25 protein-coding genes, 1 other RNA gene and 1 pseudogene are annotated in these 25,720 nt (G+C 72.6%); 13 read left to right on the plus strand and 14 right to left on the minus strand.

Translation table 11 applies throughout. The features are described from left to right. Positions 1–96 precede the first annotated feature (96 nt). Positions 97–1,563 (plus strand): DHA2 family efflux MFS transporter permease subunit, encoded by a 1,467-nt coding sequence (locus ACNYS0_RS28315; RefSeq protein WP_422477345.1) that lies wholly within the window; start codon positions 97–99, stop codon positions 1,561–1,563. Between the two features lie 143 nt (positions 1,564–1,706). Here ACNYS0_RS28315 and ACNYS0_RS28320 read toward each other — a convergent pair whose 3' ends face one another. Both ACNYS0_RS28320 and ACNYS0_RS28325 read right to left on the minus strand, forming a co-directional pair. Then, positions 1,707–2,339, minus strand: coding sequence for a response regulator transcription factor (locus ACNYS0_RS28320; RefSeq protein ID WP_422482796.1), 633 nt, complete (start codon positions 2,337–2,339; stop codon positions 1,707–1,709). Between the two features lie 47 nt (positions 2,340–2,386). Then, positions 2,387–3,562, minus strand: a complete 1,176-nt coding sequence (locus tag ACNYS0_RS28325; RefSeq protein WP_422482797.1) for a sensor histidine kinase — start codon at positions 3,560–3,562, stop codon at positions 2,387–2,389. A 271-nt stretch (positions 3,563–3,833) separates the two neighbouring features. Here ACNYS0_RS28325 and ACNYS0_RS28330 point away from each other — a divergent pair, with 271 nt between their 5' ends. From ACNYS0_RS28330 to ACNYS0_RS28340, 3 genes are all read left to right on the plus strand, one after another. Then, on the plus strand, positions 3,834–4,688 hold the full coding sequence (locus ACNYS0_RS28330) for a MaoC/PaaZ C-terminal domain-containing protein (RefSeq protein ID WP_422477347.1): 855 nt from the start codon (positions 3,834–3,836) through the stop codon (positions 4,686–4,688). A 42-nt stretch (positions 4,689–4,730) separates the two neighbouring features. Further along, complete coding sequence (locus tag ACNYS0_RS28335) at positions 4,731–5,816, plus strand: Zn-dependent alcohol dehydrogenase (RefSeq protein WP_422477349.1); 1,086 nt, start codon at positions 4,731–4,733, stop codon at positions 5,814–5,816. Positions 5,817–5,915: 99 nt separating this feature from the next. Beyond that, positions 5,916–6,854 carry a 3-oxoacyl-ACP reductase gene (locus tag ACNYS0_RS28340; protein ID WP_422477351.1) on the plus strand — a complete coding sequence of 313 codons (939 nt, stop codon included), beginning with the start codon at positions 5,916–5,918 and terminating at the stop codon, positions 6,852–6,854. 102 nt (positions 6,855–6,956) lie between these two features. Here the strand turns inward: ACNYS0_RS28340 and ACNYS0_RS28345 are convergent, their stop codons facing one another. Together ACNYS0_RS28345 and ACNYS0_RS28350 are read right to left on the minus strand one after the other, a co-directional pair. Next, positions 6,957–7,127: a hypothetical protein gene (locus ACNYS0_RS28345; RefSeq protein WP_422477353.1), complete on the minus strand. Its 171-nt coding sequence runs from the start codon at positions 7,125–7,127 to the stop codon at positions 6,957–6,959. A gap of 55 nt (positions 7,128–7,182) precedes the next feature. After that, complete coding sequence (locus ACNYS0_RS28350; RefSeq protein WP_422477355.1) at positions 7,183–8,343, minus strand: hypothetical protein; 1,161 nt, start codon at positions 8,341–8,343, stop codon at positions 7,183–7,185. 201 nt (positions 8,344–8,544) lie between these two features. Between ACNYS0_RS28350 and ACNYS0_RS28355 the strand changes: the two genes are divergently transcribed. The 3 genes and pseudogenes from ACNYS0_RS28355 to ACNYS0_RS28365 all read left to right on the plus strand — a co-directional run. After that, entirely contained in the window at positions 8,545–9,405 is an 861-nt protein-coding gene (locus ACNYS0_RS28355) for a Nif3-like dinuclear metal center hexameric protein (RefSeq protein WP_422477357.1), read from the plus strand. After that, the gene (locus ACNYS0_RS28360; RefSeq protein WP_422482798.1) at positions 9,402–10,145 is read left to right on the plus strand and encodes a zinc ribbon domain-containing protein; all 744 of its coding nucleotides are present in this window, start codon (positions 9,402–9,404) and stop codon (positions 10,143–10,145) included. The genes ACNYS0_RS28355 and ACNYS0_RS28360 overlap by 4 nt, the downstream gene beginning before the upstream one ends. A gap of 76 nt (positions 10,146–10,221) precedes the next feature. Beyond that, positions 10,222–10,860, plus strand: a pseudogene (locus ACNYS0_RS28365) (histidine phosphatase family protein); the annotation flags it as partial. Between the two features lie 10 nt (positions 10,861–10,870). Here ACNYS0_RS28365 and eda read toward each other — a convergent pair. Both eda and yaaA read right to left on the minus strand, forming a co-directional pair. Beyond that, entirely contained in the window at positions 10,871–11,515 is a 645-nt protein-coding gene (gene eda / locus ACNYS0_RS28370) for a bifunctional 4-hydroxy-2-oxoglutarate aldolase/2-dehydro-3-deoxy-phosphogluconate aldolase (protein ID WP_422477359.1), read from the minus strand. A gap of 73 nt (positions 11,516–11,588) precedes the next feature. Next, entirely contained in the window at positions 11,589–12,380 is a 792-nt protein-coding gene (yaaA, locus tag ACNYS0_RS28375) for a peroxide stress protein YaaA (RefSeq protein WP_422477361.1), read from the minus strand. 93 nt (positions 12,381–12,473) lie between these two features. Between yaaA and ACNYS0_RS28380 the strand changes: the two genes are divergently transcribed. Next, positions 12,474–13,919 carry an RNB domain-containing ribonuclease gene (locus tag ACNYS0_RS28380; protein WP_422477363.1) on the plus strand — a complete coding sequence of 482 codons (1,446 nt, stop codon included), beginning with the start codon at positions 12,474–12,476 and terminating at the stop codon, positions 13,917–13,919. Here ACNYS0_RS28380 and ACNYS0_RS28385 read toward each other — a convergent pair. Further along, entirely contained in the window at positions 13,870–14,682 is an 813-nt protein-coding gene (locus ACNYS0_RS28385; protein ID WP_422477365.1) for a hypothetical protein, read from the minus strand. The two genes, ACNYS0_RS28380 and ACNYS0_RS28385, sit on opposite strands and share 50 nt — an antisense overlap. Beyond that, positions 14,679–15,443, minus strand: coding sequence for a MerR family transcriptional regulator (locus tag ACNYS0_RS28390; protein WP_422477367.1), 765 nt, complete (start codon positions 15,441–15,443; stop codon positions 14,679–14,681). Before ACNYS0_RS28390 ends, ACNYS0_RS28385 begins: the two co-directional genes overlap by 4 nt. 155 nt (positions 15,444–15,598) lie before the next feature. Between ACNYS0_RS28390 and ACNYS0_RS28395 the strand changes: the two genes are divergently transcribed. The 3 genes from ACNYS0_RS28395 (at position 15,599) to rnpB (ending at position 17,056) form a co-directional block, all read left to right on the plus strand. Then, positions 15,599–16,039 carry a DUF4260 family protein gene (locus ACNYS0_RS28395; RefSeq protein WP_422477369.1) on the plus strand — a complete coding sequence of 147 codons (441 nt, stop codon included), beginning with the start codon at positions 15,599–15,601 and terminating at the stop codon, positions 16,037–16,039. Beyond that, positions 16,032–16,631 carry a TetR/AcrR family transcriptional regulator gene (locus ACNYS0_RS28400; protein ID WP_422477371.1) on the plus strand — a complete coding sequence of 200 codons (600 nt, stop codon included), beginning with the start codon at positions 16,032–16,034 and terminating at the stop codon, positions 16,629–16,631. Before ACNYS0_RS28395 ends, ACNYS0_RS28400 begins: the two co-directional genes overlap by 8 nt. Positions 16,632–16,648: 17 nt before the next feature. After that, an RNA gene (rnpB, locus tag ACNYS0_RS28405) (RNase P RNA component class A) lies at positions 16,649–17,056 on the plus strand. A 31-nt stretch (positions 17,057–17,087) separates the two neighbouring features. Here rnpB and ACNYS0_RS28410 read toward each other — a convergent pair. After that, positions 17,088–17,840 carry a hypothetical protein gene (locus tag ACNYS0_RS28410; protein WP_422477373.1) on the minus strand — a complete coding sequence of 251 codons (753 nt, stop codon included), beginning with the start codon at positions 17,838–17,840 and terminating at the stop codon, positions 17,088–17,090. A gap of 216 nt (positions 17,841–18,056) precedes the next feature. On the opposite strand from ACNYS0_RS28410, the gene ACNYS0_RS28415 reads away from it, so the two are divergent. Continuing rightward, positions 18,057–19,424 (plus strand): MFS transporter, encoded by a 1,368-nt coding sequence (locus ACNYS0_RS28415; protein WP_422482799.1) that lies wholly within the window; start codon positions 18,057–18,059, stop codon positions 19,422–19,424. A gap of 23 nt (positions 19,425–19,447) precedes the next feature. Here ACNYS0_RS28415 and ACNYS0_RS28420 read toward each other — a convergent pair whose 3' ends face one another. The 4 genes from ACNYS0_RS28420 to ACNYS0_RS28435 all read right to left on the minus strand — a co-directional run bounded on the left by ACNYS0_RS28420 (position 19,448) and on the right by ACNYS0_RS28435 (position 22,904). After that, entirely contained in the window at positions 19,448–20,353 is a 906-nt protein-coding gene (locus ACNYS0_RS28420; RefSeq protein ID WP_422477375.1) for a glycosyltransferase family 2 protein, read from the minus strand. Positions 20,354–20,400: 47 nt separating this feature from the next. After that, positions 20,401–21,321, minus strand: a complete 921-nt coding sequence (locus ACNYS0_RS28425) for a GrpB family protein (protein ID WP_422477377.1) — start codon at positions 21,319–21,321, stop codon at positions 20,401–20,403. A gap of 147 nt (positions 21,322–21,468) precedes the next feature. Then, positions 21,469–22,032: a DoxX family protein gene (locus tag ACNYS0_RS28430; RefSeq protein WP_422477379.1), complete on the minus strand. Its 564-nt coding sequence runs from the start codon at positions 22,030–22,032 to the stop codon at positions 21,469–21,471. A 101-nt stretch (positions 22,033–22,133) separates the two neighbouring features. Further along, positions 22,134–22,904, minus strand: a complete 771-nt coding sequence (locus ACNYS0_RS28435) for an SDR family oxidoreductase (RefSeq protein ID WP_422477381.1) — start codon at positions 22,902–22,904, stop codon at positions 22,134–22,136. A 109-nt stretch (positions 22,905–23,013) separates the two neighbouring features. Between ACNYS0_RS28435 and ACNYS0_RS28440 the strand changes: the two genes are divergently transcribed. After that, entirely contained in the window at positions 23,014–24,645 is a 1,632-nt protein-coding gene (locus ACNYS0_RS28440; protein WP_422477383.1) for an alkaline phosphatase D family protein, read from the plus strand. A 3-nt stretch (positions 24,646–24,648) separates the two neighbouring features. Here the strand turns inward: ACNYS0_RS28440 and ACNYS0_RS28445 are convergent, their stop codons facing one another. Next, positions 24,649–25,629 carry a Gfo/Idh/MocA family protein gene (locus ACNYS0_RS28445; RefSeq protein WP_422477385.1) on the minus strand — a complete coding sequence of 327 codons (981 nt, stop codon included), beginning with the start codon at positions 25,627–25,629 and terminating at the stop codon, positions 24,649–24,651. Positions 25,630–25,720 lie beyond the last annotated feature (91 nt).

Here is a 25,720-nt window from a genome sequence, read left to right on the forward strand (position 1 = left end):
CACGGCCTAGGACCATGGGCCTATGCCGGACGACCCACCTGTGCTGCGGCGAAATCCGGATGTACGGGGTGCCGGGGGACTGAGACCATGACACGCATGGCCCAGACTCCCCCCGACGCCGCTTCCGAAGCGGCCAGCGACGACGCGATACGTTCCCGTGGCCGTGCGGCCGCCGCTCCGCCCGCCTGGCTGGTGGTGGCCGTGGCCTGCGCCGGACAGTTCCTCGTCGTCCTCGACGTGTCCGTGGTGAACGTGGCGCTGCCGTCGATGCGCGCCGACCTCGGGCTCAGCGCGAGCGGCCTGCAATGGGTGGTGAACGCGTACTCGATCGCGTTCGCGGGCTTCATGCTGCTCGGCGGCCGGGCCGGTGACCTCTTCGGCCGCAAGCGGATGTTCCTGGTCGGGCTCGGCCTGTTCACGCTCGCCTCGCTCGCGGGCGGCCTCGCGCAGGAGGGCTGGCAGCTGCTGGCGGCGCGGGCGGTCCAGGGCCTGGGCGCGGCGGTCCTGGCGCCCTCCACCCTCACCATCCTCACCTCGGCCGTCCCGGAGGGGGCCGCGCGGGCGCGCGCCATCGCGACATGGACCGCCGTCGGCGCGGGCGGCGGCGCGGCGGGCGGACTCGTCGGCGGCGTCCTCACCGAGGGGCTGAACTGGCGCTGGGTGCTCCTGATCAACGTTCCGCTGGGCGCGGTCGTCCTCGCGGCGGCGGCCCGCTGGATCCGGGAGTCCCGCGCGGGCGGCGACCGCCGCCTCGACCTGCCCGGCGCGGTCCTCGTGACGGCGGGCACGGCCGTCCTCGCGTACGGCATCGTGCAGACGGAGGAGCAGGGCTGGGGCGACGCGGCGACGCTGGTGCCGCTGGCGGTCGGCCTGCTGCTGGTCGTCGGATTCCTCGCCGTGGAGGCCCGCACACGCCTGCCCCTGATGCCCCTCGGCCTCTTCAAGGTGCGCTCGGTGGCGGTCGCGAACGCGGCGATGTTCGTGTGCGGCATGGGCTCGTTCGCCATGTGGTTCTTCATGACGCTGTACGCGCAGAACGTGCTCGGCTACACGCCGATCGAGGCGGGCTTCGCGCTGGTGCCGAGCTCGCTCGCGGTGGTCCTCGGCTCGAAGTTCGCGCCGCGCCTCATGCCGCGCTACGGCGCGCGGAACGTGGCGACGGCCGGTGTCCTCGTGACCGCGGCCGGATTCCTGTGGCAGTCGACGATGACCGCGGACGGCGCGTACGTCACCACGATCATGCTGCCCGGAATCGTGATGATGGCGGGCGCCGGCTGCGCCATGACCCCGCTGGCCTCCCTGGCGACCTCGGGCGCCGCGCCGGGCGACGCGGGCCTGGTCTCCGGCCTCGTCAACACGTCCCGCACGCTTGGCGGTTCCCTGGGCTTGGCGATCCTCTCCACGGTCGCCACGAGCCGCGCCGCGGGCTCCACGGCCCCGCCCGCCCTGACCCGCGGCTACGCATCGGCCTTCGCCACGGGCGCGGCCATCCTGGTGGTGGCCGCGCTGGTACTGCTGGCAGGCATGCGGAAGGCGAGCACATCAAGCCCCTGCGGCGATTGAGCAGCGGGGTCCGGGGCGGAGCCCCGAGTCCGCAACGCCGGTGCGGCATTTTCAGCCCCGCCGGCGATTGAGGCGCGGGGCCCGGGGCAGAGCCCCGCGACCGTAACGCCGGTGCGGCAAGAATAGACGCGACCGCAACCCCGTTACAGCCACCCCTTGTCCGCGGCGACGCCAAGCGCCTCCGTCCGATTCCGCGCCCCCGTCTTCCCGATCGCCGACGACAAATAATTCCGCACGGTCGACTCGGACAAGTGCAACTGCCCGGCAATGTCGGAGACGGTCGCCCCGTCCGCCGCCGCCCGCAACGCATCCGCCTCCCGCGCCGTCAACGGACTCGGCCCCGCCCCCAGCGCCGCCGCGGCCAGCGCCGGATCGACGACCGTCTCGCCGCGCAGCACCGTACGGATCGCCTCGGCGAGCTCCTCCACCGGACCGTCCTTGACGAGGAACCCCGCGGCCCCGGCCTCCATCGCCCGCCGCAGATAGCCGGGGCGGCCGAACGTGGTGAGGATCAGGACCCGGCAGTCCGGAACCTGCTCGCGCAGCTCGGCCGCGGCGTCGAGCCCGCTGAGGCCGGGGAGCTCGATGTCGAGGAGTGCGACGTCGGGCCGCTGTTCGAGGGCCGTGTCGACGATGGCGTCACCCCTGGCGACCTGGGCGACGACCTCCAGGTCGGACTCAAGCCCGAGCAGCAGCGCGAGCGCGCCCCGCATCATCCCCTGGTCCTCCGCGAGCAGCACGCGGATGCACTTCGCCGGGCGGTGGTCCTGCGGCATCTCGGTCACGGAAACGAGATTACGGGGAGCAGGGCCTCCGGGCGCCGTCATGCGGGCGCGGCCAGCGCGCCGCCGGTCGCCGGTTCCCGCTCGTCGGCCGGCAGCTCGACCCGGACCTCGAACCCGCCGTCCGGCCCCTCGCCCGCCTCCAGCGAGCCGCCCGCGGAGGCGAGCCGCTCGGTCAGGCCCTTGAGGCCGGTGCCGGGGGTGGTGGTCGGAGCGGGGCCCGCCCCGTCGTCCGTGACCCGGAGCCGGACCCGCTCGGCCGTGCCTTCAACGGTGATCGTGCAGGTGGTTGCCGCGCTGTGTCGGACGGCGTTCGTCACGGCCTCCCGCACCACCCACCCGAGCAACGCCTCCGTGCGCGCCGCCAGGGGCGGGCCCGACTGCCGTACGACGGGTTCGATCGCGGCCGCCGTGAGGGCCGAGCGCGCCCGGTCCAGCTCCAGGGCGAGGCTCCCCTCGCGGTAGCCGGTGACCGCCTCACGGATCTCGGTGAGCGCCTGCCGGCCGACCGCTTCGATGTCGGTGACCTGTTCGAGCGCCGCGTCCATGCTGCGCGGCGCGAGCCGCCGCGCGGCCTCCGACTTCACCACGATCACGGACAACGTGTGCCCGAGCAGATCGTGCAGGTCGCGGGAGAACCGCAACCGCTCCTCGGCCACCGCCCGGCGCGCCAACTCCTCGCGGGCCGAGCGCAGTTCGCGTACGGTCTCGGCGAGCGAGAGGATCGCCGCGGTGACCATCGTGGACAGGAAGGTGCCGTACCCGACGCTCGCCCCCGCGGAGGGGCTGTGCGCGCCGGCGACGAAGCCGCCGACAGCGGCGAGCGCGATCCCGATCCTGCCGAGGTGCCGCCCCCGCAGCGCCGCGCCCGTGGCGAGCCCGAGCAGCGGGAAGAACGCCACCCAGCTGCCGCCGTACAGCCCGGCGAGCAGGCAGGTCACGACCGCCATGACCAGCAGCGCGCCGCGAGTGGCGGGGGACTCGCGCTTGGCCGGGTCGAAGGAGCGGAAGACCACGGCGATGTAGAGCGAGTTGAACGTCAGCAGGCCGAGCCCGCCGATCCAGGGGTTCGGGGTCTCGCCCTGGACGAGGTTGGAGAAGGCGCCCAGGCCCAGCAGGAGCCAGGGGAGCAGGGTGAACCCGTTCATCCGGGGCCCGCCGAAGTCCTCGCCCGGCCAGTTCGACCCCGTGCACGTCCGACGCCGCGTTTTCCGCATCCATGCCATGCCGAAAGCGTACGAAGGGGTGCCCGCGGGCGGGCAGAACCGCTTGTCCCCGGTTCACCGGTACAAATGTCACCGCCGTCTTCCTGACGCATCGTCAGGAAAATGTGCCACGGCCCTTCCCAAGCCATGTGCTCTTGGCTATACATGGGGGCGCCGGGGGAAATGGAACAGGTTCTACCCGGCCCGTGACGACCTCGGTGCGGCCGACGGTGCGGACGGTCGCACCGAGGTCTTCGACCAGCCTTAGGGAGCGTTTGTCTCTATGCCCATCGACGCCGCGAAGGCCGTAGCCGCAGAGCCCAGGTCCGCCGAGATCACCTGGGACCACAAGGACATCCAGCTCTACCACCTGGGCCTCGGCGCGGGCGTCCCCGCCACCGACCCCGACGAGCTGCGCTACACCCTTGAGTCGAAGCTGCACGTCCTGCCGAGCTTCGCGACCGTGGCGGGCGCCGGCATGGGCGTCGTCGGCGGCCTGTCCGCGCCCGGCATCGAGGTGAACCTCGCACACGTGCTGCACGGCGGCCAGACCATCGAGCTGCACCGCCCCATCCCGGTCAAGGGGAAGGCCACGACCACCTCGCGGGTCGCCGCCGTCTACGACAAGACGAAGGCGGCCGTGCTCGTGCTGCGCAGCGAAGTCGCCGACGCGGACGGCCCGTTGTGGACGAGCGACTCCCAGATCTTCGTACGGGGAGAGGGCGGATTCGGCGGCGAGCGCGGTCCCTCCGAGCGCCTGGAGGTCCCCGAGCGCGCGCCCGACCGCACCGTCGAGCGGACCATCCGCGAGGACCAGGCCCTCCTCTACCGCCTCTCCGGCGACTGGAACCCGCTGCACGCCGACCCGGAGTTCGCCAAGCTGGCCGGCTTCGACAGGCCGATCCTGCACGGCCTGTGCAGCTACGGCATGACGCTCAAGGCGGTCGCGGACACGGCCCTCGGCGGCGACGTCTCCCGCATCACCCGCTACAGCACGCGCTTCGCCGGGATCGTCTTCCCCGGCGAGACGCTGCGCGTGCGCATGTGGGAGCAGCCGGGCCGGGTGCAGGTCACGGTCACGGCGGTGGAGCGCGAGGACGCCCCGGTGCTCGCGGACACGGTCGTCGAGCACAGCTGATTCCCCCCCCGTACGCACGTCCACGCGAAGGAGCCGCACGCCATGCGAGCAGCCGTACTGCACGAGATAGGCCAGGACAAACTCGAGGTACTGGACGACGTCGAGGCGGTCGGCTTCGGCCCGGGCAAGGTGCGGGTCCGGCTGCGCGCCACCGGCCTGTGCCACTCCGACGTCTCCGCGATGAACGGGGTGCTGCCGCAGCCGGCCCCGTTCATCCCCGGCCACGAGGGCGCGGGCGAGATCGTCGAGGTCGGCGACGGCGTCACCAACCTGACCCCCGGCCAGCGCGTCCTGATGTGCTGGCTGCCCGCCTGCGGCACCTGTCCCGCCTGCAAGCGCGGCCAGACCGAACTCTGCCTCGCCGGGTTCATGAACGCGGGCACCCCGAACTTCAAGCGCCCCGGCGGCAGCCCTTCTGATGTATTCGGCTTCGCCGGAACCGGCACCTTCACCGAGGAGGTCGTGGTCAACGCGGCCTGCGCCGTGCCGATCCCCGACGACGTGCCCTTCGACATCGCCGCGCTCATCGGCTGCGGTGTCACCACCGGGCTCGGCGCCGCGATCAACACGGCGGACGTGGCGGCGGGTTCGTCCGTCGCCGTCATCGGCTGCGGCGGCGTCGGCATCTCCGCGATCCAGGGCGCGCGGCTCAAGGGGGCGGCGGAGATCGTCGCCGTCGACCCGGTGGAGTCACGGCGCGCGTCCGCCCTCAAGTTCGGCGCCACGAAGGCGATCTCCCCGGACGAACTCGCCGACGCCAAGCAGAACATCACCGCGGGCGAGGGCTTCGACTACGTCTTCGAGGTCGTCGGCAAGTCCGCAACGGCCCGCACGGCGTACGAGACGACGCGGCGCGGCGGCACGCTCTGCGTCGTCGGCGCGGGCGCGATGGACGACTTCCTCCAGCTCAACATGTTCGAGCTGTTCTTCGACGAGAAGAAGATCCTGCCGTCGATGTACGGCGGCGGCGACGTCCTCCAGTCCTACGAGCGGGCGATCGCCCTGTGGCGGGCGGGCCGCATCGACCTGGAGTCCCTGATCACGCACCGGGTGCCGCTGGCGGAGATCAACGAGGCACTGGACCAGATGCGTACGGGCGTCGCACTGCGAACGTGCATCGAGCTGTAGGGCTTTCAAGCCCCGCCGGCGATTGAGGCGCGGGGTCCGGGGCAGAGCCCCGCGCCCGCAACACCGTCGCGGCGCACACGAACCAAGGGAGCCGACTGCATGTCAACCCCGCTCAACGGCCTCACGGCCATAGTGACCGGCGCCGGCCGCGGCCTGGGCCGCGCCGAAGCCCTCGAACTCGCCCGCCTCGGCGCAAACGTCGTCGTCAACGACTTCGGCCAACCCGGCCGCGACGGCTCCGGCGAGGCGACGACAGGCCCCGCGGAGCAGGTCGTCGCGGAGATCGAGGCCGCCGGTGGCACCGCCACCGCGCACACCGGCGACGTCGCCGACCACCAACAGGCCGAGGAACTCGTCCGGTTGGCGATCGACACGTACGGCCGGCTCGACATTCTCGTCAACAACGCCGGCATCCTCCGTGACCGCATGATCTTCTCGATGACCGAGGAGGAGTGGGACTCGGTCATCCACGTCCATCTCAAGGGCCACTACAACACCAGCCACTTCGCCGCCCGCCACTGGCGCGAGGCGTCCAAGGCCGCGGGCGGCCCCGTGTACGGGCGCATCATCAACACCTCGTCCGAGGCCTTCCTCGCGGGCTCGGCCGGACAGCCCAACTACGCGGCCGCGAAGGGCGGCATCGTCGGGCTCACCACGTCCACGGCGCTCGCCCTCGCCAAGTACGGCGTCACCGCCAACGTCATCTGCCCGCGCGCCCGCACCCGGATGACGGAGGACGTCTTCGCCGGGTTCGCCGAGCCCGAGGACGGGCTCGACCCGCTCGCGCCCGAGCACGTCGCGCCGCTCGTCGGCTACCTCGCCTCGCCCGCTGCCGGGAACGTCAACGGCCAGCTGCTCGTGGTGCACGGCGGCATGGTCGCCGTCGTCGACCGGCCCAGGGTGCAGGCGAAGTTCGACACCGCCAAGGACGCGTTCACGTACGACGAACTCGACGCGCTGCTCACCCCGCACTACAAGGACCGGCCCCCGAACGAGACGTTCGCGGCGGCCGAGGTGCTCGGCCTCAAGCACGGCTGAGGAGCGGGGCCGGGAGGCGCGACGAGGGGAAACGGCCGAGGGGCCCGGCAGTGTGTTGCCGGGCCCCTCGGAGTGACGTTTCTTCACTTCGATTGTCGAGCGTTACGCCTCGTCCGCGCGCGGCCCACGATGCCGCCCGCGCGGCCTCGACTCCTGGTCGCCGCCCATAGTGGGCGGCGAGGACACCTTGCCGCGGTGCCGACCCGAACCGGCCCGCGCCAGGCGCGCCGCCTCCGTGTCGACCTCGACATCCGTGCCGTTGCCTTCCGCCATCGGAACATTCACCCCGTAAACACGTACAAGATCCTTCAATTGCAGCCGGGCGAGTCTAACGGTCCGTCCCACGGCCGCCGAGGGGTGCCTGCGCCAGCGGGACGGGACGTGTCGCGGCGGGCTCCGGGGGTGCGGATTCCGCCTTCGGCTCCCGCTGTTCCGGGCCGGGTTCGGGTACCGGGAGCCGCGCCAGGCCGCACGGCGTCTCCTCGGTGACGTACGGGAGGGAGAGCACCCCGTCGCGCGAGAAGAAGCCGCTGCCCTCCAGCCAGCCGCCGGGCGCCGCGACCTGGTGCATCCGGCCCTCGGCGGGCCGCCACAGGCCGAGCCACGGGGCGCCGCCCTCCGCGCTCGCGACGCGCAGCGCCACCGCGCAGCCCTCCGGCATCAGCGACTGGCCGGGCTGGATGGCGAACGGCGTCAGCTCGCAGTCGGCGAGACGCAGCGAATCCGGGAAGCGGATCGGCAGCGTACTGCCCAACACGCCCCAGCCGAGCCGGAGTTCACCCGGCGTCGGGGCGTCCGAGTGCAGCAGGATGAGGCCGCTGTCGAGGTCGGCGAGGAGCAGCCGGTCCTCGCTGTCCTCCGCGACCTGGAGGAGCGGGGAGACCTCGCCGCCCCGGTCCAGGTCCACCACCACCGTCTTCACCGGGCCGCCGCCCGCCGCGTCCGGCAGGGCCCGGTCGAGCGCGAGCAGCCGCGCCTCGCGGGACAGCCAGACCCCGCCCGAGCAGCGCCCCGGCACCTCGGCGAGCAGCTCGGGCCCGGAGCCCGCGCCCGCCACCTGCCAGACCGCGGTCGACTCCGCGCCCACCGCGAGCGCGTAGGCGCACCGCCCGTCGGGCGCGGGCGGCAGCAGGGTGAGCTCCTCGCACTCCACGGCCCCGAGCGGCACCTCGCCCGTGCCGGGGCCCGTCGGGTAGAGCAGCGAGAACATCTGGCGCCCCGCCGCGGTGCGATGGATCAGCACCCGGCCGTCGGTCAGGGGCAGTACCGCGGTGCCGGGCTCCTCGGGCTGGGGGCCTGGGAGCGGGACCGCGTACGGCTCGGGTCCGTCCAGGGTCCAGCGCTCGGGGAACCAGGAGTCCTCGCTCGCGCCGTGCCGGGCGAGCCGCGCCGCGTATGTCGCGTCCATCGTGAGCACACATCCGGTGTGCGGCGGTCGTGGCGGCATTTCCGGCGTATCCGGCGTGGGTTCGGTGGCCAGGGCCGTCATGGATCAGTCACCTCCGCTTGTCCGGGCCGACGCTAGTTTTCGCACGAACCTCCGTGGCACCTCGCGCCCGCCGTTTCACACGAAAGGTGGGCCATGCCCCGAATTGGCTGTGCGCCCTGAGCCCCTTGTGCTCTCCTGCTCCCCTCCTCCGGTCAGGGCCGGGCTTGGGGGTGGGGTGGGCCGCGCAGGTAACCTGTCTGCGTGCCCCGTCTGTCTGAAGTAACCACCGCCCTCGAAGCCCTCTGGCCCCCGGCCCTCGCCGAGGGATGGGACGCGGTCGGCACGGTCGCCGGGGACCCGGACGCCGAGGTCGGCCGGGTCCTGTTCGCCGTCGACCCGGTCCAGGAGATCGTCGACGAGGCCGTCAAGCTCGGCGCGGACCTGCTGGTCACGCACCACCCGCTCTATCTGCGCGGTACGACGACGGTGGCGGCCTCGACCTTCAAGGGCCGCGCCGTGCACACGCTGATCAAGAACGACATCGCGCTGCACGTCGCGCACACCAACGCCGACAAGGCAGACCCCGGCGTCTCCGACGCGCTCGCGGGCGCCCTCGACGTCCGCGTCGTACGCCCGCTGGTCCCGGACCCCACCGACCCCGCGGGCCGCCGCGGCCTCGGCCGGATCTGCGAGCTGGAGCACCCGCTGACGCTGCGCGAACTCGCGGGCCGCGCCGCCGACCGGCTGCCGGCCACCGCGCAGGGCATCCGCGTCGCGGGGGACCTCGACGCGACGGTGCGTACGATCGCCGTGAGCGGTGGCTCCGGCGACAGCCTCTTCGACGAGGTGCGTGCGGCCGGCGTCGACGCCTTCCTCACCGCGGACCTGCGCCACCACCCGGTGAGCGAGGCCCGCGAGACCACGCCTCTGGCGCTGCTCGACGCGGCGCACTGGGCCACCGAGTGGCCCTGGTGCGAGCTGGCCGCAGCTCAGCTCGACGAGATCTCCGACCGCGAGGGATGGGGCCTGCGGGTCCACGTCTCGAAGGCGGTCACCGATCCCTGGACCGCCCACGCGGCGTCCAACCCCCAGTCTGTATCTAACTTTGGAGCCCCCAACTGAACGCCGCGCCCGCCGACCAGATCCGTCTGCTCGACCTCCAGGATCTGGACACCCGTCTCCAGCAGCTCGCGTACAAGAAGCGGTCGCTGCCCGAGCACGCCGAGATCGAGTCGCTGACCAAGGACCTCACGCAGCTGCGCGACCTGCACGTCGCTGCGACGACCGAGGAGAGCGACTGCGCCCGCGAGCAGACCAAGGCCGAGCAGGACGTCGACCAGGTCCGCCAGCGTGCCGCCCGCGACCAGAAGCGCCTCGACTCCGGCGCGGTCACGTCCCCCAAGGACCTGGAGAACCTTCAGCGCGAGATCGCCTCGCTCGCCAAGCGCCAGGGTGACCTGGAGGACGTCGTCCTCGAGGTCATGGAGCGCCGCGAGTCCGCGCAGGAGCGCGCGGGCGAGCTCGCCGAGCGGCTCTCCTCGGTGCAGGCCAAGGCCGACGACGCGACCGCGCGGCGCGACGAGGCGGTTGCCGCCATCGACGCCGATGTGGCGTCGGTGACCAAGGAGCGCGAGGTCGTCGCCGGGTCGATCCCCGCGGATCTGCTGAAGCTGTACGACAAGCTCCGCGAGAAGGAGGGCGGGGTCGGCGCGGCGAAGCTGTTCCAGCGTCGCTGTGAGGGGTGCCGTCTCGAGCTCAACATCACGGAGCTGAACGAGGTGCGTTCCGCTGCCGCGGATGCGGTGGTGCGGTGCGAGAACTGTCGGCGGATTCTGGTCCGTACGTCTGAGTCGGGTCTGTAAGTGTTGCGGCCCCACCGTGTTGCGGTCGCGGGGCGCTGCCCCGGGCCCCGCAGCTCAATCGCAGCAGGGGCTTGACATGCAACCCGACTTGAGCCCGCCCGCCACCTTTCTGCTGCTCCGGCACGGGGAGACCGCTCTGACTCCTGAGAAGCGGTTCTCAGGCAGTGGGGGCGGGGACCCCGAGCTGTCGGAGGTCGGGCGGCGGCAGGCCGAGCGGGCTGCCGAGGCCCTCGCCACCCGTGGTGACGTCGACGTGATCGTCGCGTCGCCGCTCAAGCGGTGTCGGGAGACCGCCGAGGTCGTCGGCGAGCGGCTCGGGATCGAAGTGCGGGTCGACGAGGGGCTCAGGGAGACGCACTTCGGGGCGTGGGAAGGGCTCACGTTCAAGGAGGTCGGCGCGCGGTATCCCGACGACCTCAAGGCGTGGCTCGGGTCGTCCGACGCCGTGCCCACCGGCGGCGGCGAGAGCTTCGCCGAGGTCGCGGAGCGGGTCGCGGAGGCGCGGGACCGGCTGACGGCGGCGTACCGGGGGCGTACCGCCCTGCTGGTCAGCCATGTGACGCCGATCAAGACGCTGGTGCGGCTCGCGCTCGGCGCGCCCGCCGAGGCGATGTTCCGCATGGAGCTCGCGGCGGCGTCCCTGACCACGGTCGCGTACTACGCGGACGGGAACGCGAGCGTGCGCTGCCTCAACGAGACAGCGCACCTCGCATAGTTCAGCCGGTTCAGCGCAGCGAGGACGCCTCGCGGGCCAGGGACTCGATCCGGCCCCAGTCCTTCGCCGCGATCGCGTCGGCCGGGAGCATCCAGCTGCCGCCCACGCAGCCGACGTTCTTCAGCGCCAGGTAGCCGGGCGCGTTGGCCGGGGAGACGCCGCCCGTGGGGCAGAACCGGGCCTGCGGCAGCGGGCCCGCGAGGGACTTCAGGTACGCGGTGCCGCCCGCGGCCTCCGCCGGGAAGAACTTCATCTCGTGCACGCCGCGCTCGATCAGCGCCACGACCTCCGATGTCGTCGAGACGCCGGGCAGGAACGGCACCCCGGACTGCTTCATCGCGTCGAGCAGCACGTCCGTCCAGCCGGGGCTGACCAGGAAGCGGGCGCCCGCGTCGACGGAGTCGGCGACGTTCGCGGGCGAGATCACGGTGCCCGCGCCGACGACGGCGTCCGGCACCTCGGCGGCGATCGCCCGGATCGCGTCGAGCGCGGCGGGCGTGCGCAGGGTCACCTCGATGGCGGGGAGGCCGCCCGCGACGAGCGCCCGCGCGAGCGGCACCGCGTCGGCGATGTCCTCCACCACGACGACGGGGACGACGGGGGCGAGATCCAGCACGGAGGCGGAGCCGGCAGAGGCGGCGGCAGTCGAGGTCATGGCACCATCCTGCCCCGGTCCATGCAGCATGCGCAAAGGGCGTTGCGCATGCTGCAATGCACCGCGTCGCCGGTCAGTGGATCTCGTCCACCAGGACGTCCAGGTTCCACGGCCGGCCCGCCTTCGTCGGCTCCTCGACCTCCACGACATACCCGAGCCCGCGCAGTACGTCGACCAGCTCGGCGGGACCGGCCGGCGCGGCGCCCGCCTCCAGGAGCGAGCGGACGATCCGGCCCTTGGTCGCCTTGTTGAAGTGGGAGACGACCTTGCGGGTCGGCGCGTGCAGCACCCGCACCGTCGCCGTCCGCTCCGCGACCGTGCCGTCCGAGGCCTTCGGCTTCCACGCGCTCGCGTACGCCGACGAGCGCAGGTCGAGGACGAGCCCCTCGCCCGCGGCCTCCGGCATCACCTCGGCCATCGGCTTTCGCCAGTACGCGCCCAGCGCCCCGAGCCCCGGCAGCTTCACGCCCATCGAGCACCGGTAGGAGGGGATCTTGTCGGTGATGCCGACCGCGCCCCAAAGCCCGGAGAACACGAGCAGCGACTTCGCCGCCCGCTTCTTCGCGGCCGCGTCGAGGGAGGCCAGGTCGAGGGCGTCGTACAGGACACCCGTGTAGATCTCGCCGGCCGGGCGCGCGCCCGCCGTGCGCAGCTCCGCGTTCTTGGCGATCTCGCCGCGCAGCCCCTCGCTCAGGCCGAGCACCTCGCGCGCCTTCTCCTCGTCGGCCGCGCACAGCTCCACCAACTCGTCCAGGACGGCCGCCCGCGCCTGCGTGAGCCCCGGAAGGGCGAGCCCCTCCGGCTTCAGCGGCGCCCCGCGTCCGGAAGCGGCCTTACCCTCCGACGGCGGCAACAGCACAAGCACGGGGCACTCCTCAAGCACGTACGGGAACAGAAGACGATCGGCGCACCAGCCTACGGCGTGCCGACCGCGCCACCCGGTCCTACGCTTCATGGCATGCCCCGTCGCCACCTCCGTGTGACCGGCGCGGCGCGGGAGCCGCTCGGTGCCGTGCTGCGCGAACTGCGTACGAAGCTGGACGTGCCCGGGGAGTTCCCGGCCGATGTGCTCGCGGAGGCGGAGCAGGCCGCCGCCGAGCCGCCGTGGCTGCCGGACCGCGACGAGACGGCGATCCCGTTCTTCACCATCGACCCGCCGACGTCGACCGACCTCGACCAGGCCATGCACCTGTCCCGGCGCCCCGGCGGCGGCTACCGCGTGCGGTACGCGATCGCCGACGTCGCCGCGTACGTCGCGCCGGGCGGCGCCATCGACGCCGAGGCGCACCGCCGCGTCACCACCCTCTACTTCCCCGACGAGAAGGTCCCGCTGCACCCCACCGTGCTCAGCGAGGGCGCCGCGAGCCTGCTGCCCGGCCAGACCTGCCCGGCCGTCCTGTGGACGATCGACCTGGACGCCGACGGGCGCGCCGAGTCCACCGACGTCGTCCGCGCCCTCGTCCGCAGCCGCGCCAAGCTCGACTACGCGGGCGTGCAGAAGGCCATCGATGACGGGAGCGCCGAGGAGCCGCTCGCCCTGCTCAAGGACATCGGGACGCTGCGCGAACAGCTGGAGGTCGAGCGCGGGGGCATCTCGCTCGACGTGCCCGAGCAGGAGATCGTCGCGAGCGACACCGCCTACGAACTCGCCTACCGGGCCCCGCTGCCCGCCGACTCGTGGAACGCCCAGATCTCGCTGCTCACCGGGATGGCGGCCGCCGACCTGATGCTCGCCGCCGGTACCGGCATCCTGCGCACCCTGCCCACCGCCCCGGACGGCGCGGTCGGCCGTCTGCGCCGCAGCGCGAAGGCCCTGCACATCGAGTGGCCGCACCACGTCCCGTACTCCGACCTGGTCCGCTCCCTCGACCCGCGCATCCCGCACCACGCCGCGTTCCTCCAGGAGTGCACGACGCTGCTGCGCGGCGCGGGCTACACGGCGTTCAGCGGTGGCGAGCCCCCGGCCCTCGCCACGCACGCCGCCGTCGCCGCGCCCTACACGCACTGCACGGCCCCGCTGCGCCGCCTCGTCGACCGCTACGCGTCCGAACTGTGTCTGGCCGCGTGTGCGGGGAGGGGCGTTCCCGAGTGGGTGCTCACGGCCCTGGACGGGCTGCCGAAGGAGATGGCCGAGGGCACCCGGCGGGCCAACACCGTGGAGCGCGAGTGCGTCGACATCGTCGAGGCGGCGCTCCTGCGACACCGGGTCGGCGAGGTCTTCGACGCGGTGGTGGTGGACGTGAAGGACCGCGAACCGACCGCCGGTACCGTCCAGTTGACCGAGCCCGCCGTCGTCGCCCGGATCGAGGGCGGCGCGTCCGCGCTGCCGCTGGGGGAGCGGCTGCGGGTCCGGCTCACGCAGGCGGACCCGGGGTCGGCGAAGGTACTGTTCGCGCCCGCGTGAGCTTCAGGGTGCGGGCGAGCGCGTCCGGGTCCTCGGCGTGCAGGCGTACGAGGTGGATGTCCTGTGGACGGCCGAGGAACGTGAAGTGCCGTACGGGGTCGGTGAGTTCGAGGGTGATGCTGGTCTGGGAGCCGACGTCCAGGTTCAGCTCGCCCTCGCGCGGCGTGTGCGTGTACTTGTTCTCGCGGCGCACCGCCGCGATCCGCTCCAGCGGTATCCGTACGTCCACGTGGGCGGCGCGGCGCACCCGCAGGGTGTCGTCGGTGACGACGTGCGGCCGGGTCACCGACGCGGCGTGCAGGCCGAGCACCATCAGCACCGTGTAGACGTCGAGGAACAGGACGACGTGGTGGAGCGTCGGCCGGTCGCGCAGCAGCGCCCACATCCCGAAGGACTCGACGACGCACACGAACGTGATGCCGTACATCATCACGGCCTGGCCGCGCGCGTACGGGAAGGCGTCGGCGCCGACCGGGACCCCGTGCCGCCGCCCGGCCGCCCACCGCAGGAGGCTCGTGAGCACCCGCAGCTCGTGCCCGACGATCCGGCGGACCTTGGCGGGGACGACCTCCCGCACGGCGTCCCCGCCGCCGCGCCGGTACAGCACGGTGAGCCCGCAGGCCTCGACGAGGAGCACCGCGACGACCGCGGCCTCGACGGCGCGGGGCGGCCGCGTGTCCGCCAACAGGCAGATGGTGACGACGAGTTCGCAGGCCATGGCGGCGTAGGCGAGGACGCGCAGCACCGTCCGCGGCGCTGTCACGGCGCACCACCCTCGGCGGCGATCCGCAGCGCGCGCCTGACGGCCTCCGCCTGGGCGGGGGAGAAGTCGGCGAGGAAGGCGTCGAGCAGGGTGTTCCCCTCCGCGAGCGCCTCGCCGGTCGGCAGGTCCGGCGGCACGCACGCCGCCAGCGCCCGCGCCGCCCCGGCCACCCGGGGGTCGTCCGCGGGGGCGTCGGCGAGCGCGTCGAGCCGCGCGTACACATCGCGGGCCGCCTCCAGGGCTTCGGGCCCGGACAGGGCGGGCAGCAGGACCGACATCAACCGCTCGCGGTCCTCGGGCGGCGCCGCCGTGTCGATGAGGGCGAGCACCTCGCGGTCCTTCGCGGCCATCGGGGAATCGCGCAGCTCGTCCGCCAACTCGCCGAAGAACGCGCTCAGTTCCGGGGACAGCGGGCCCTCGGCCGGCAGCCGCCCCCGCTCGGCGTCCGAGAGCAGCGCCCGCAACCGGGTCCGCCGCTCGTGGATCGCCGCCTCCTGCCGCGCCAGATCCGCGTCCAGCTCGGCCAGCACCTCGACGAGGTCGCGCCCCGCGTCCTGCGCGAGCACGTCCCGCACCTCGGGCAGTCCGAGCCCCAGCTCGGTCAGTCGCCTGATCCGGGCGAGCTCGATGGCGTGCCGCAGTCCGTACTCCCGGTATCCGTTGCCGAGCCGCTCGGGCTCGGGCAGCAGCCCGAGGTGGTGGTAGTGCCTGATGGCGCGTGTGGTGACGCCGACGATCCGGGCCAGCTCTCCGATCCGCATGCCCTCAGTAGAAACGTTGACGCTGCGGCAGGGTCAAGCGGACCGCGCCGGGAGGGCTTGACGGCTAACGCTGTTAGCCGTACGGTCGTCCCATGGTTCGGCTAACGGTGTTAGCCACGGCGTCGACGACGCCACAGACTCTCCGGGAGGCCCCGATGAGCACGACGACAGCACCGACCGCGACGACCGCCACCGCCCCGTCCACCGTCAGCAAGTCGCTCAAGGTCGTCCGGCGCACCGCATGGCTCCTGCACGCGCTGTTCTGGACGGCCTTCGCGGTCCTGGAGGGCGTCAACCACGGCTGGCTCGCGACCCTGTTCGCCGTCGCCTTCTTCCTCGCCCCCGACTTCACGTTCCTGGCGGGCATCGGCGAGACCCGGAAGATGGCTCCGGGCCAACTCCCGCCCCGCGCCGTGCCGTTCTACAACTCGGCCCACCGCGCCCTGGTCCCGCTCGCCCTCGTCGTGGCGTACACGTTCCTGCCCATCCAGTGGGCGCCGCTCTTCGCGGGCTTCTGCGGCTGGCTCGCCCACATCTCGTACGATCGCGCCTTCGGCTACGGGCTGCGGACCAAGGAGGGCTTCCAGCGTGCCTGACCTGAAAGAGGGGCCGCGGCTCACGCCCCGTGCCACCGGGATCGCGGCCGAGGCCCGGGCCCTCCTGGAGGAGTCCGGGCCCAACGCCCTGACGATGCGCGCCCTGGCCGACCGCCTCGGCATCAAGGCCCCGTCCCTCTACAAGCACTTCCCGGACAAGCAGGCCGTCGAGGCGGAGCTCGTCGCACAGATGCTCACCGAGTCCGCCGAGGCCTGCGAGGAGGCGGAGCGCCGGCACCCGGGCTCACTCGACGCCCTCACCGAGGCGTACCGGGCCTACGCCCTCGCCCACCCCCACCTCTACTGCCTCGCCACCGAACGTCCGTTGCCCCGGCACGCGCTGCCCGAGGGCCTGGAGAACCGCGCGGCGGGCCCCTTGATGCGGGCCTGCGCGGGCGACGGCGACCTGGCCCGCGCCGCCTGGGCCTTCGCGCACGGCATGGTGATCCTGGAGATCCACGGCAGGTTTCCGGACGGTGCGGACCTGACGGAGGCGTGGCGGGCCGGGGTCGCGGCGCTCGGCTCCCGGCGCGGCGGGCCGAACCGGCCGGCGGCGGGCCGAACCGGCCGAACCCCCCGAACCGGCAGGTAGGATGGCCGGACGGCAGACGAGCCGGGCGGGCGGCCGCGTGGGGTTCTTCGGAACCTCCCGAGGAACGTCCGGGCTCCACAGGGCAAGGTGGTGGCTAACGGCCACCCGGGGTGACCCGCGGGACAGTGCCACAGAAAACAGACCGCCGGGGACCGCAAGGCCCTCGGTAAGGGTGAAACGGTGGTGTAAGAGACCACCAGCGCCTGAGGCGACTCAGGCGGCTAGGTAAACCCCACCTGGAGCAAGGTCAAGAGGGACCGCCTCTTCGGAGACGGTCCTGCGCGGACGATCGAGGGCTGCCCGCCCGATGTTCGCGGGTAGACCGCAGGAGGCCGGTGGCAACGCCGGTCGTAGATGGATGGCCGTCGCCCCGACGACCGCGAGGTCCCGGGGTACAGAACCCGGCGTACAGCCCGACTCGTCTGCCCCTTCCCCTCCCCGCCCCCCCCGGCGGCGTCAGAGTGCCGCGCCGTGCGTCGAGCGGATCTGTTGGCGCCGGTGCTCCCGCTTCTCCTGTCGGCGCTGCTTGCGCTTCTTGGGGGCGTGCTCCGATTCGTCGTCCGCCGCTTCGGTGGCCGTGTGCTCCTCGGGCTCCCGTACGAGGGAGTCGTCGAGGAGGTCCTCCGGCGGCGCCGGAAGGGACGTCGTCCACTCCGCGGACTCGCGGGTCGTGCCGTTCACCGCGGGGCTCAGGCGTATGCGGAGGTCGTCCAGGCCGCCCGCCGGGACGCGGAAGGCGTAGGTGGCCGTACGGGTACGACGGCGGCGCACCTCGGTGTGCAGCCCGGCGAGGATGTCGTGACCGGCGTCGTACGAGCGGACGGCCTTGGCTCCGCCCGCCCACACCTGGACGCGTGCGGTCAGGTGCATCCGCACCGCCGCCTTCGCCCGGCGCAGCGCGTCGGTGCGCTCCTTGGTGTGCTGGTCGACGGCCCTCGTGTGCGCCGCCTCGCTGGAATAGCCCCTGCGCGGCGCGCGGCGCGGATGCTCGGCGTGGTGTGCGCGCATCGCCCCGCGGACGCCGGGGGCCCTGTTCTTCACGCGGACCGTGAAGCGGACGTAGGTGTCGCCCTCCTCGTGGCCCTGGTCCAGGTACGTGGGCGCGAAGGTCTCGATCTCGTCGATCGTCGCTTCGAGGCCGCTGTCGAATGCGGCCCACTCGCCGACGTCCAGGGCCGTGCCGGTGGTGTCGTGGTCGTTCGAGGACATGGACCCGTTCTTTCGAGAGGAGAAGGATTATGTCCAGTATGCGAGTAATGGTGATATAAGTGTGCGCCGGTCCCCATCGGCGGTCGCCTGGGGGCGTATGCGCAGGTGGGGGAGGTGTGGAAGCGCGGAATCACCCCTTCATTTGCGTGCCGCTTACAGCTAACGTCTGTGTCCATGAGTGAGCAGGGCGTCACGGGGGCTGCCGCCACCCCGGACATGAACGACACGACGGACCCGGTCGACCGGCTCGACCGGCTGCCCGTCGGTCCTTGGCACCGCCGGCTGACCGCGATCGTCGGCGTAGGGGCCTTCTTCGATCTCTACGAGGTGTTCCTCGGCGGCGTGCTCGCCGCCGCGCTCGCGGAGCCCTGGCAACTGTCCGGCACCGAGAAGTCGTGGCTGATCGCCTCCGGGTTCCTCGGCATGTTCGTCGGCGCGAACGTGCTGTCCGTGCTCGCCGACCGGTTCGGGCGGCGCAAGATGTTCCTGGTCAACCTGGGGCTCTACTCGCTGTTCTCGCTGGCCTGCGCCTTCGCCCAGGACGCCACCCAGCTGTCCGTGCTCCGCTTCCTCGCGGGACTCGGCCTCGGTGCCGAACTGGTGCTCGTCGACACGTACTTGGCGGAATTCCTGCCGCGCAAGGTGCGCGGCCGCTACATCGCCTGGGCCTACACCCTCGGCTTCGTCGGCGTGCCCGTCGCGGCGCTGCTCGGCGCGCGCCTCGTCGCCAAGCACGAACTGCTCGGCATCGACGGCTGGCGCTGGCTCCTCGTCGCGGGCGCGCTCGGCGCCGCCTTCATCCAGCTCCTGCGCACCCGCCTCCCGGAATCCCCCCGCTGGCTGGCGGCACGGGGCCGCACGGCGGAAGCGGACGCGGTGGTGCGGAACATCGCCGCCCAGTCATCTCAAGCCCCGCCGGCGATTGAGGCGCGGGGTCCGGGGCAGAGCCCCGAGACGTCAACCCCGTCGGGGCCGGCGAAAAAGGTGCCGCTGAGCGACATGTTCAAGCACCCCTACGCCCGCCGCACGGCGATGTGGTGGATCTTCCAGATCCTCCAGACCGTCGGCTACTACGGCTTCGGCTCACTCGCCCCCGTCGTCCTCCAGGCCAAGGGCCACACCGTCACGGAATCCCTCTCCTACGCGGCCCTCAGCTACCTCGGCTACCCGGTGGGCTCGGCGCTCTCCGTGCCGCTGATCGACCGGATCGAGCGGCGCACGCTCATCATCCTGTCGGCGCTCGGGATCGCCGCGTTCGGCCTGGTCTTCGGGTTCGCGGAGGCGTCGTGGCTGATCGTCGGCGCGGGCTTCCTGCTCACCGTGTGCTCCAACGTCTTCTCGAACGCCTTCCACGTCTACCAGACGGAGATCTTCCCGACGGGCATGCGCTCCAGCGCCATCGGCATCGCGTACTCGCTGTCCCGGCTCACCTCGGTGGTGCTGCCGTTCGTCGCGATCGACGTGCTCGAAGACCTGGGCGCGGACGCGGTGTTCATCGGCTCGGGCGTGCTGATGCTGATCCTGTGCCTGAACGTACGGATCCTGGGGCCGCGCACGACGGGGCGGAGCCTGGAGTCGATCTGAGGCCCCAGGGCCTGTCGGCACGGTCAGATCAGTGGCGGGCGGCCGAGCCGCGTCATCCGCCACACCGTCCGCCAGCGCATCGGGCGCCGCTCGCCGGCCGAGGCGCGCAGGCCCTCCGCGAAGCCGCCCGCCCAGGCGCGCAGGCCGCCGAGCGACCTCGTCCGCAGCAGGGTGATGCCCGTCCACACCGCCAGGTACAGCGGGATCAGCGGGAGGGGGAGGCGGCGGCGGGCCAGCCAGACCCGGTTCCGGGCGGTCATCCGGTGGTAGACGGCGTGCCGGGCCGGGGACGTCTTCGGGTGCTGGAGCAGCAGCGACGGCTCGTAGAGGACCTTCCAGCCCGCGTCGAGCGCCCGCCAGGCCAGGTCGGTCTCCTCGTGCGTGAAGAAGAAGTCGGCGGGCCAGTCGCCGGTCTCGTCGAGCATCTTCATCGAGAATCCGTGCGCGCCGCCGAGGAACGCGGTGACGAGGCCGCGCTTCATCGGGTCCTTCGCCCGCAGGCGGGGCACATGACGGCGCTGGGTCTCGCCGAGCTCGTCGGCGATCCGGAAACCGACGATGCCGAGCCCCGGGTCCTCGGCGAACAGGCGCTGGATGGTGGAGAACACATCGGCGTCGACGAGCAGCCCGTCGTCGTCCAGCTCCACGGCCACGTCCACGTCGCCGAACTCGCGCAGCCGGGCCAGGGCGACGTTGCGGCCGCCGGGGCAGCCGAGGTTGTCGTCCAGCTCGACCGTCGTGACCTCGAACGGGTAGCCGGGGTAGGCGGGCAGCGCCGTACCGTTGCCGATCATGACGACGCGGGTGGGCACCGCATCCTGCTTGGCCACCGATTCCAGGAGGGCGTCGACGTCCTTGGGCCGGTTGCCCATGGTGACGATGGCCACACCCAGGCGCGGGAGTTCGGGGCTTCGGTGCCTGTCAGTCATGGCGGCGATGGTAGCCGTTCACCTTGTGCGCCAGGCCCGCGCGGGGTTCACGGGCGCGGGCGCCAGCCGGTGGCCTTCGCCCACTGCTCCGCGACGACCGCGACGAGGTCGACGACCGGGTCCTTCACATCGGCGTACGTGCCGGTGTCGGAGACGCTGTCGGCGAGTACGTACTTGAAACGAGCGTACGCCGGGACCGCGTCCGGCGTGGCCCGCAGCCAGTCCCTGAACAGCAGCGCGAGCCGCTCGTTGGGCGAACCCGCCCTGCGGACATGGAGGTTGACGTCCGGCGCGGTGCCGCTCCGCCGCGACCAGTACCGCTTGCCCCAGTCGGCCGGGTCCTCTTCGGCCTCGCGGCCGGCCGGCACGTGATCGCGCAGATACGGCGCCCGTACGAAGCCGAGCGCGGCCAGCGGCGTCTCGAAGCCGTTCGCGGCCTCGTCCAGGTCGGCGACGCTCACCTGCACGTCGTAGATGTCCTTGGCGGCCATGCCCGGCACGGAGGTGGACCCGATGTGGTCGACGTGCAGCGCCGACGGGCCGAGACGCTCCCGCAGCAGGGCGCACAACTCCCGCCCACCGGCGGCCCATTCGGAGTCGTACGGGACGACGACGGGCTTCTCGTGATCGGGCGCCCCGTCGAGGGAGCGGTCCGCCACCTTCGCCACGTGGGCGTGGAGCGTGCCCCGCGGGTCGGGTGTCACGGTGCCGAGGGCGACCAGCGCCGTCACCACCACGTCGCACAGCTCCGACTCGACGTCGCCCCAGGAGTGGCTCACGCCCTTGCGCGGGTTCTGGCCGATCGCGCCGATCACCGCCTCGGAGACCTCGCCGACCTCCTCGGAGAGCTTCAGCATCCGCAGGAGAAGGGCCTCCTGGGGCGGGCGGGCGTTGTGGTCGTCGAGCCAGGACCGCAGCCGGTCGATCGTCGTCCACAGGGCGTCGTCGGAGTCGGGGTTCGTCGTCACGAGCGACGAGGGTAGAGGGTCGCCGACGGGTTGCGCCGACGGGTTGCGCCGACGGGTTGCGACGACGGGTTGTGACGACGGGTTGCGCCGACGGGTAGCGATGACGGGTTGCGACGACGGGGTGTGCGGGCGGGTTTCGCAGGCGGGCTATTCCTCTTCCTTCTCGTCCTGACGCGCGGCCACCTGCTTGTTGCGGGACGCCACCACGGCCACCGCCGCCGCGCCCGCCCCGACGAGCGCCGCCGGCACCATCCAGTGCCGGTCGAGGCGGTGCCCGAGCGCGTGGTCGAGGGAGTAGCGGCCCGCGCCGGTCACCGCGAGGCCCGCCGCGACGAAGCCGAGGAACGCCGGGTACTCGTACCCGCCGCCCTGCGCGAAGAACCCGTTCGGCGTGTGCACCGCGGCCGCGCCCGCCATGGTCCCGGCGGCGGCCGCGCCGCCCACCGGCGTCGCGAGCCCGAGCGCGAGCAGCGCCCCGCCGCCCGCCTCCCCGAGCCCGGCGGCGATGGCGCTCGCCTTCGGCGGGTGGTACCCCATGGCCTCCATGCCGGCGGCCGTGCCGGACACCCCACCGCCGCCGAACCAGCCGAGGAGCTTCTGCGCCCCGTGCACGGCGAGCACGCCGCCGGTGCCGACGCGCAGCGCGAGCAGCCCGAGATCGAGCCGCCCGGAGCAGGACTTACGAGACGTACGAAAACGTGAGCAGGTCATGACCTCACCGTCCGGTACTCGTCCGGCCCGCACTCGGTGCGCGGGCCCGTTCGAGTGACCCTAGTGCAGTGGATCAAGCTCGCACACCGGATCCCGGGACGTCAGCCGCGGCCGATGTACGGCATGTTCGTCGCCAGGACCGTCGCGAACTGGACGTTGGCGTCGAGCGGCAGCTCGGCCATGTGCCGCACCGTGCGGCCCACGTCCGCGACGTCCATCACCGGCTCCGCGGCCAGCTCCCCGTTCGCCTGCGGGATGCCGCGCTGCATGGCCTCGGTCATGTCGGTCGCCGCGTTGCCGATGTCGATCTGACCGCAGGCGATCCGGTAGGGGCGGCCGTCGAGCGAGAGTGACTTCGTCAGGCCGGTCATGGCGTGCTTCGTCGTCGTGTACGCGATCGAGCGCGGGCGCGGCGCGTGCGCGGAGATGGAGCCGTTGTTGATGATCCGGCCGCCCTGCGGGTCCTGCTCCTTCATCCGCCGGAACGCCGCCTGCGCGCACAGGAACGCCCCGTTGAGGTTCACGTCGACGACCTGCCGCCACGCGTCGTACTCCAGGTCCTCGATGCCCACACCGCCCGGCCCGAACGTGCCCGCGTTGTTGAAGAGCAGGTCGAGGCGGCCGAAGCGGTCGCCGGCCGCGGCGAAGAGCGCCGTGACGTCCTCGGGGCGCGACACGTCCGCGCGGACCACGAGGGATTCGGCGTCCGGGGCGAGCGCCGCGGTCGCCTCCAGGGTCTCGGCGCGGCGGCCCGCGAGGGCCACGCGCCAGCCCGCCCGCAGCAGTTCGAGGGCGACGGCCCGGCCGATGCCGGAGCCCGCGCCGGTGACGACGGCGGTGCGCGAAGCGGTGTCCGTTTGCGAAGCGTTCATGGGGCCGCAGCGTACGGGTCGCGCGGCCACGCGGAGATCATCGATCCGCCATGTGGCTGTTGTGTACGTGACAGTCGGCCGTCGTCCCCGGCCACTGGAATAACGCTTCATGCCCCAGATATCGCAGCACGCAGCCGAACTCCGTGTCGCCGCCCAGCACTTGGGCCGCAGAAGATTCCTGACCGTCACCGGCGCCGCCGCAGCGCTCGCCTTCGCGACCAATCTGCCGACCGCGGGCACCGCGGCCGCCGCCGAGCTCGACGCCAAGAAGATCAAGAGCAACCCCTTCACGCTCGGCGTCGCCTCCGGCGACCCGCTGCCCGACTCCGTGCTGCTGTGGACGCGCCTCGCCCCGTCCCCGTACGAGACCGGCGGCGGACTGCCCGCCGCCCGCGTGGACGTGGCCTGGGAGCTGGCGCTCGACGAGAAGTTCCGGCGTGTGGTGCGCCGCGGCACCACCACCGCGCACCCCGAGTACAACCACTCCGTGCACGTCGAGGTCGACAAGCTCGCCGCGGGCCGCGTGTACTACTACCGCTTCCGCGCGGGGAGCTGGGTGAGCGCGGCGGGCCGCACCCGCACCGCGCCCGCCGTGGACGCGAAGACCTCCGCGCTGACCCTCGCGGCGGTGTCCTGCCAGGCCTACCACGACGGGTACTTCACCGCGTACAAGCACCTGGCCGAGGACGACGTCGACGTGGTGTTCCACCTCGGCGACTACCTCTACGAGTACGCCGTCACCCCGGCCGGCGGCGCCCGGAACTACACCGACCGCGTCCTGCCCGACGTCTTCGACCGGGAGACCATGACGCTGGAGGACTACCGGCTGCGGTACGCCCTCTACAAGTCCGACGAGAACCTCCGCGCCGCGCACGCAGCGCACCCCTTCGTCGTCACCTGGGACGACCACGAGACCGAGAACAACTACGCGGGCGACACCGACGAGAACGGCGACCCGCCCGAGGAGTTCCTGCTGCGCCGCGCCTCCGCGTACCGCGCGTACTGGGAGAACCAGCCGCTGCGCCGCCCCCAGGTGCCGAGCGGCCCCGACATGAAGGTCTACCGGCGGCTGCACTGGGGCCGGCTCGCCCAGTTCGACATCCTCGACACCCGCCAGTACCGCACCGACCAGGCGAACGGCGACGGCTGGAAGACCCCCACGCCCGAGTCCGAGGCCGCCTCGCAGACGCTGCCCGGCTTCACCCAGGAGCGCTGGCTGACCGACGGCTGGCGAAACTCGCGGGCGCTGTGGAACGTCGTCCCGCAGCAGGTCACCTTCTCCCGCCGCAACAGCCCGACCGCGGGCAACACGACGCTCTCCATGGACTCCTGGGACGGCTACCCGGCCTCCCGCGAGCGGCTCCTCAAGGGCGCCGAGGCGGCCCGCGTCGAGAACCTGATGGTCCTCACCGGCGACGTCCACGTCTCGTACGCCATGGACATCAAGCGGGACGCCGCCGACCAGGACTCGCGCACGGTCGGCACCGAGATCGTCACGACCTCGATCACCAGCGGCAAGGACGGCTCCGCCAAGCCGGCCAACTGGGCCGACTACCTCGCCCGCAACCCGCACATGAAGCACTACAACGGTCAGCGGGGCTACGCGACCGTGGAGTTGGGCCAGGAGGCGGCGCGCGCCGACTTCAAGACGGTGTCCGCGGTGACGACGCCGGGGGCGGCCCTCACCACGGCGGCCTCGTTCGTGACGGCCGTGGGGGAGCCGGGCCTGAAGCCCGCGTAGCGGTCACTCGCCGGGATAGCGGACGCCGACCCGTTCCCTGACGGCGTCGAGCGTCCGCATCACGGCGAGCGAACCGTCCAGCGGCACCAGCGGGGACTCGGTGTCGCCCGCCCTGATCCGCCGCGTCACCTCGACGGCCTCGTGCCGCATCGAATCGCGCGGGCCGTCCTCGGGAGCCGCCACGAACTCCTCCGGCTCCCGGCCGTCCCGGTGCAGCACGAACCGCTCCGGATAGAAGAACCCGTCCGGTACGTCGATCCGCCCCGCGGACCCGGTCACCGAGGCGGTCACGCCCGTACCGGCGTTGATCGCGCAGTGCAGCAGCGCCCGCGCCCCGCCGTCCCACGACAGCAGCATCCCGGTCTGGAGGTCGACGCCCTCGTCGGAGAGCTGCGCGGACGCCATCACACCGGAGGGCTCCCCGAGCAGCAGCTGCGCGAACGACACCGGATACACCCCGAGGTCCAGGAGCGCGCCGCCGCCCTGTGCCGGATCGCGCAGCCGGTGCGCGGGCGGGAACGGTCCGGCGAGCCCGAAGTCGGCCTGCACCGTGCGCACCTCGCCGATCGCCCCGTCGTCGACGAGCGCCTTGAGGCGGCGCACCAGCGGATGGCAGTACATCCACATGGCCTCCATCAGGAACACGCCCCGCGAGCGCGCGAGCGTCACCAGCTCCGCCGCCTCCCGCGCGTTCAGCGTGAACGCCTTCTCGCACAGCACCGCGCGGCCCGCCTCGAGACAGAGCCCCGCGGCCTCCCGGTGCGCGGCGTGCGGCGTCGCCACGTACACGACGTCCACGTCCTCGTCCGCCGCGAGCGAGGCCCAGTCGCCGTACGCCCGCTCGATCCCGAAGCGCTCCGCGAAGGTCTCCCTGCGCGAGGCGACGGCCACCACCTCGGCGTCCGGCAGGTCGAGCAGATCGGCCGTGAACGACGCGGCGATCCCGCCCGTCGCGAGAATTCCCCAACGCACCCGTTCCGCCATCGCGCCCCACCCACTCCAGATATTGGTCTCGACCGCACCGCCGAGCTGAGAGCATAGGGAATCGCACAGATGGCCGGGAGAGACGAAGGGA

The sequence above is a fragment of the Streptomyces anthophorae genome (genome assembly GCF_049310305.1).
Classification (GTDB): Bacteria; Actinomycetota; Actinomycetes; order Streptomycetales; family Streptomycetaceae; genus Streptomyces.

Coding starts and splice junctions, on each gene's coding strand:
- ACNYS0_RS28315 (WP_422477345.1), top strand. CDS start 97: ATGGCCCAGACTCCCCCCGACGCCGCTTCCGAAGCGGCCAGCGACGAC.
- ACNYS0_RS28320 (WP_422482796.1), bottom strand. CDS start 2,339: ATGCCGCAGGACCACCGCCCGGCGAAGTGCATCCGCGTGCTGCTCGCG.
- ACNYS0_RS28325 (WP_422482797.1), bottom strand. CDS start 3,562: ATGCGGAAAACGCGGCGTCGGACGTGCACGGGGTCGAACTGGCCGGGC.
- ACNYS0_RS28330 (WP_422477347.1), top strand. CDS start 3,834: ATGCCCATCGACGCCGCGAAGGCCGTAGCCGCAGAGCCCAGGTCCGCC.
- ACNYS0_RS28335 (WP_422477349.1), top strand. CDS start 4,731: ATGCGAGCAGCCGTACTGCACGAGATAGGCCAGGACAAACTCGAGGTA.
- ACNYS0_RS28340 (WP_422477351.1), top strand. CDS start 5,916: ATGTCAACCCCGCTCAACGGCCTCACGGCCATAGTGACCGGCGCCGGC.
- ACNYS0_RS28345 (WP_422477353.1), bottom strand. CDS start 7,127: ATGGCGGAAGGCAACGGCACGGATGTCGAGGTCGACACGGAGGCGGCG.
- ACNYS0_RS28350 (WP_422477355.1), bottom strand. CDS start 8,343: ATGACGGCCCTGGCCACCGAACCCACGCCGGATACGCCGGAAATGCCG.
- eda (WP_422477359.1), bottom strand. CDS start 11,515: ATGACCTCGACTGCCGCCGCCTCTGCCGGCTCCGCCTCCGTGCTGGAT.
- ACNYS0_RS28380 (WP_422477363.1), top strand. CDS start 12,474: ATGCCCCGTCGCCACCTCCGTGTGACCGGCGCGGCGCGGGAGCCGCTC.
- ACNYS0_RS28390 (WP_422477367.1), bottom strand. CDS start 15,443: ATGCGGATCGGAGAGCTGGCCCGGATCGTCGGCGTCACCACACGCGCC.
- ACNYS0_RS28395 (WP_422477369.1), top strand. CDS start 15,599: ATGAGCACGACGACAGCACCGACCGCGACGACCGCCACCGCCCCGTCC.
- ACNYS0_RS28410 (WP_422477373.1), bottom strand. CDS start 17,840: ATGTCCTCGAACGACCACGACACCACCGGCACGGCCCTGGACGTCGGC.
- ACNYS0_RS28415 (WP_422482799.1), top strand. CDS start 18,057: ATGAACGACACGACGGACCCGGTCGACCGGCTCGACCGGCTGCCCGTC.
- ACNYS0_RS28420 (WP_422477375.1), bottom strand. CDS start 20,353: ATGACTGACAGGCACCGAAGCCCCGAACTCCCGCGCCTGGGTGTGGCC.
- ACNYS0_RS28430 (WP_422477379.1), bottom strand. CDS start 22,032: ATGACCTGCTCACGTTTTCGTACGTCTCGTAAGTCCTGCTCCGGGCGG.
- ACNYS0_RS28435 (WP_422477381.1), bottom strand. CDS start 22,904: ATGAACGCTTCGCAAACGGACACCGCTTCGCGCACCGCCGTCGTCACC.
- ACNYS0_RS28440 (WP_422477383.1), top strand. CDS start 23,014: ATGCCCCAGATATCGCAGCACGCAGCCGAACTCCGTGTCGCCGCCCAG.
- ACNYS0_RS28445 (WP_422477385.1), bottom strand. CDS start 25,629: ATGGCGGAACGGGTGCGTTGGGGAATTCTCGCGACGGGCGGGATCGCC.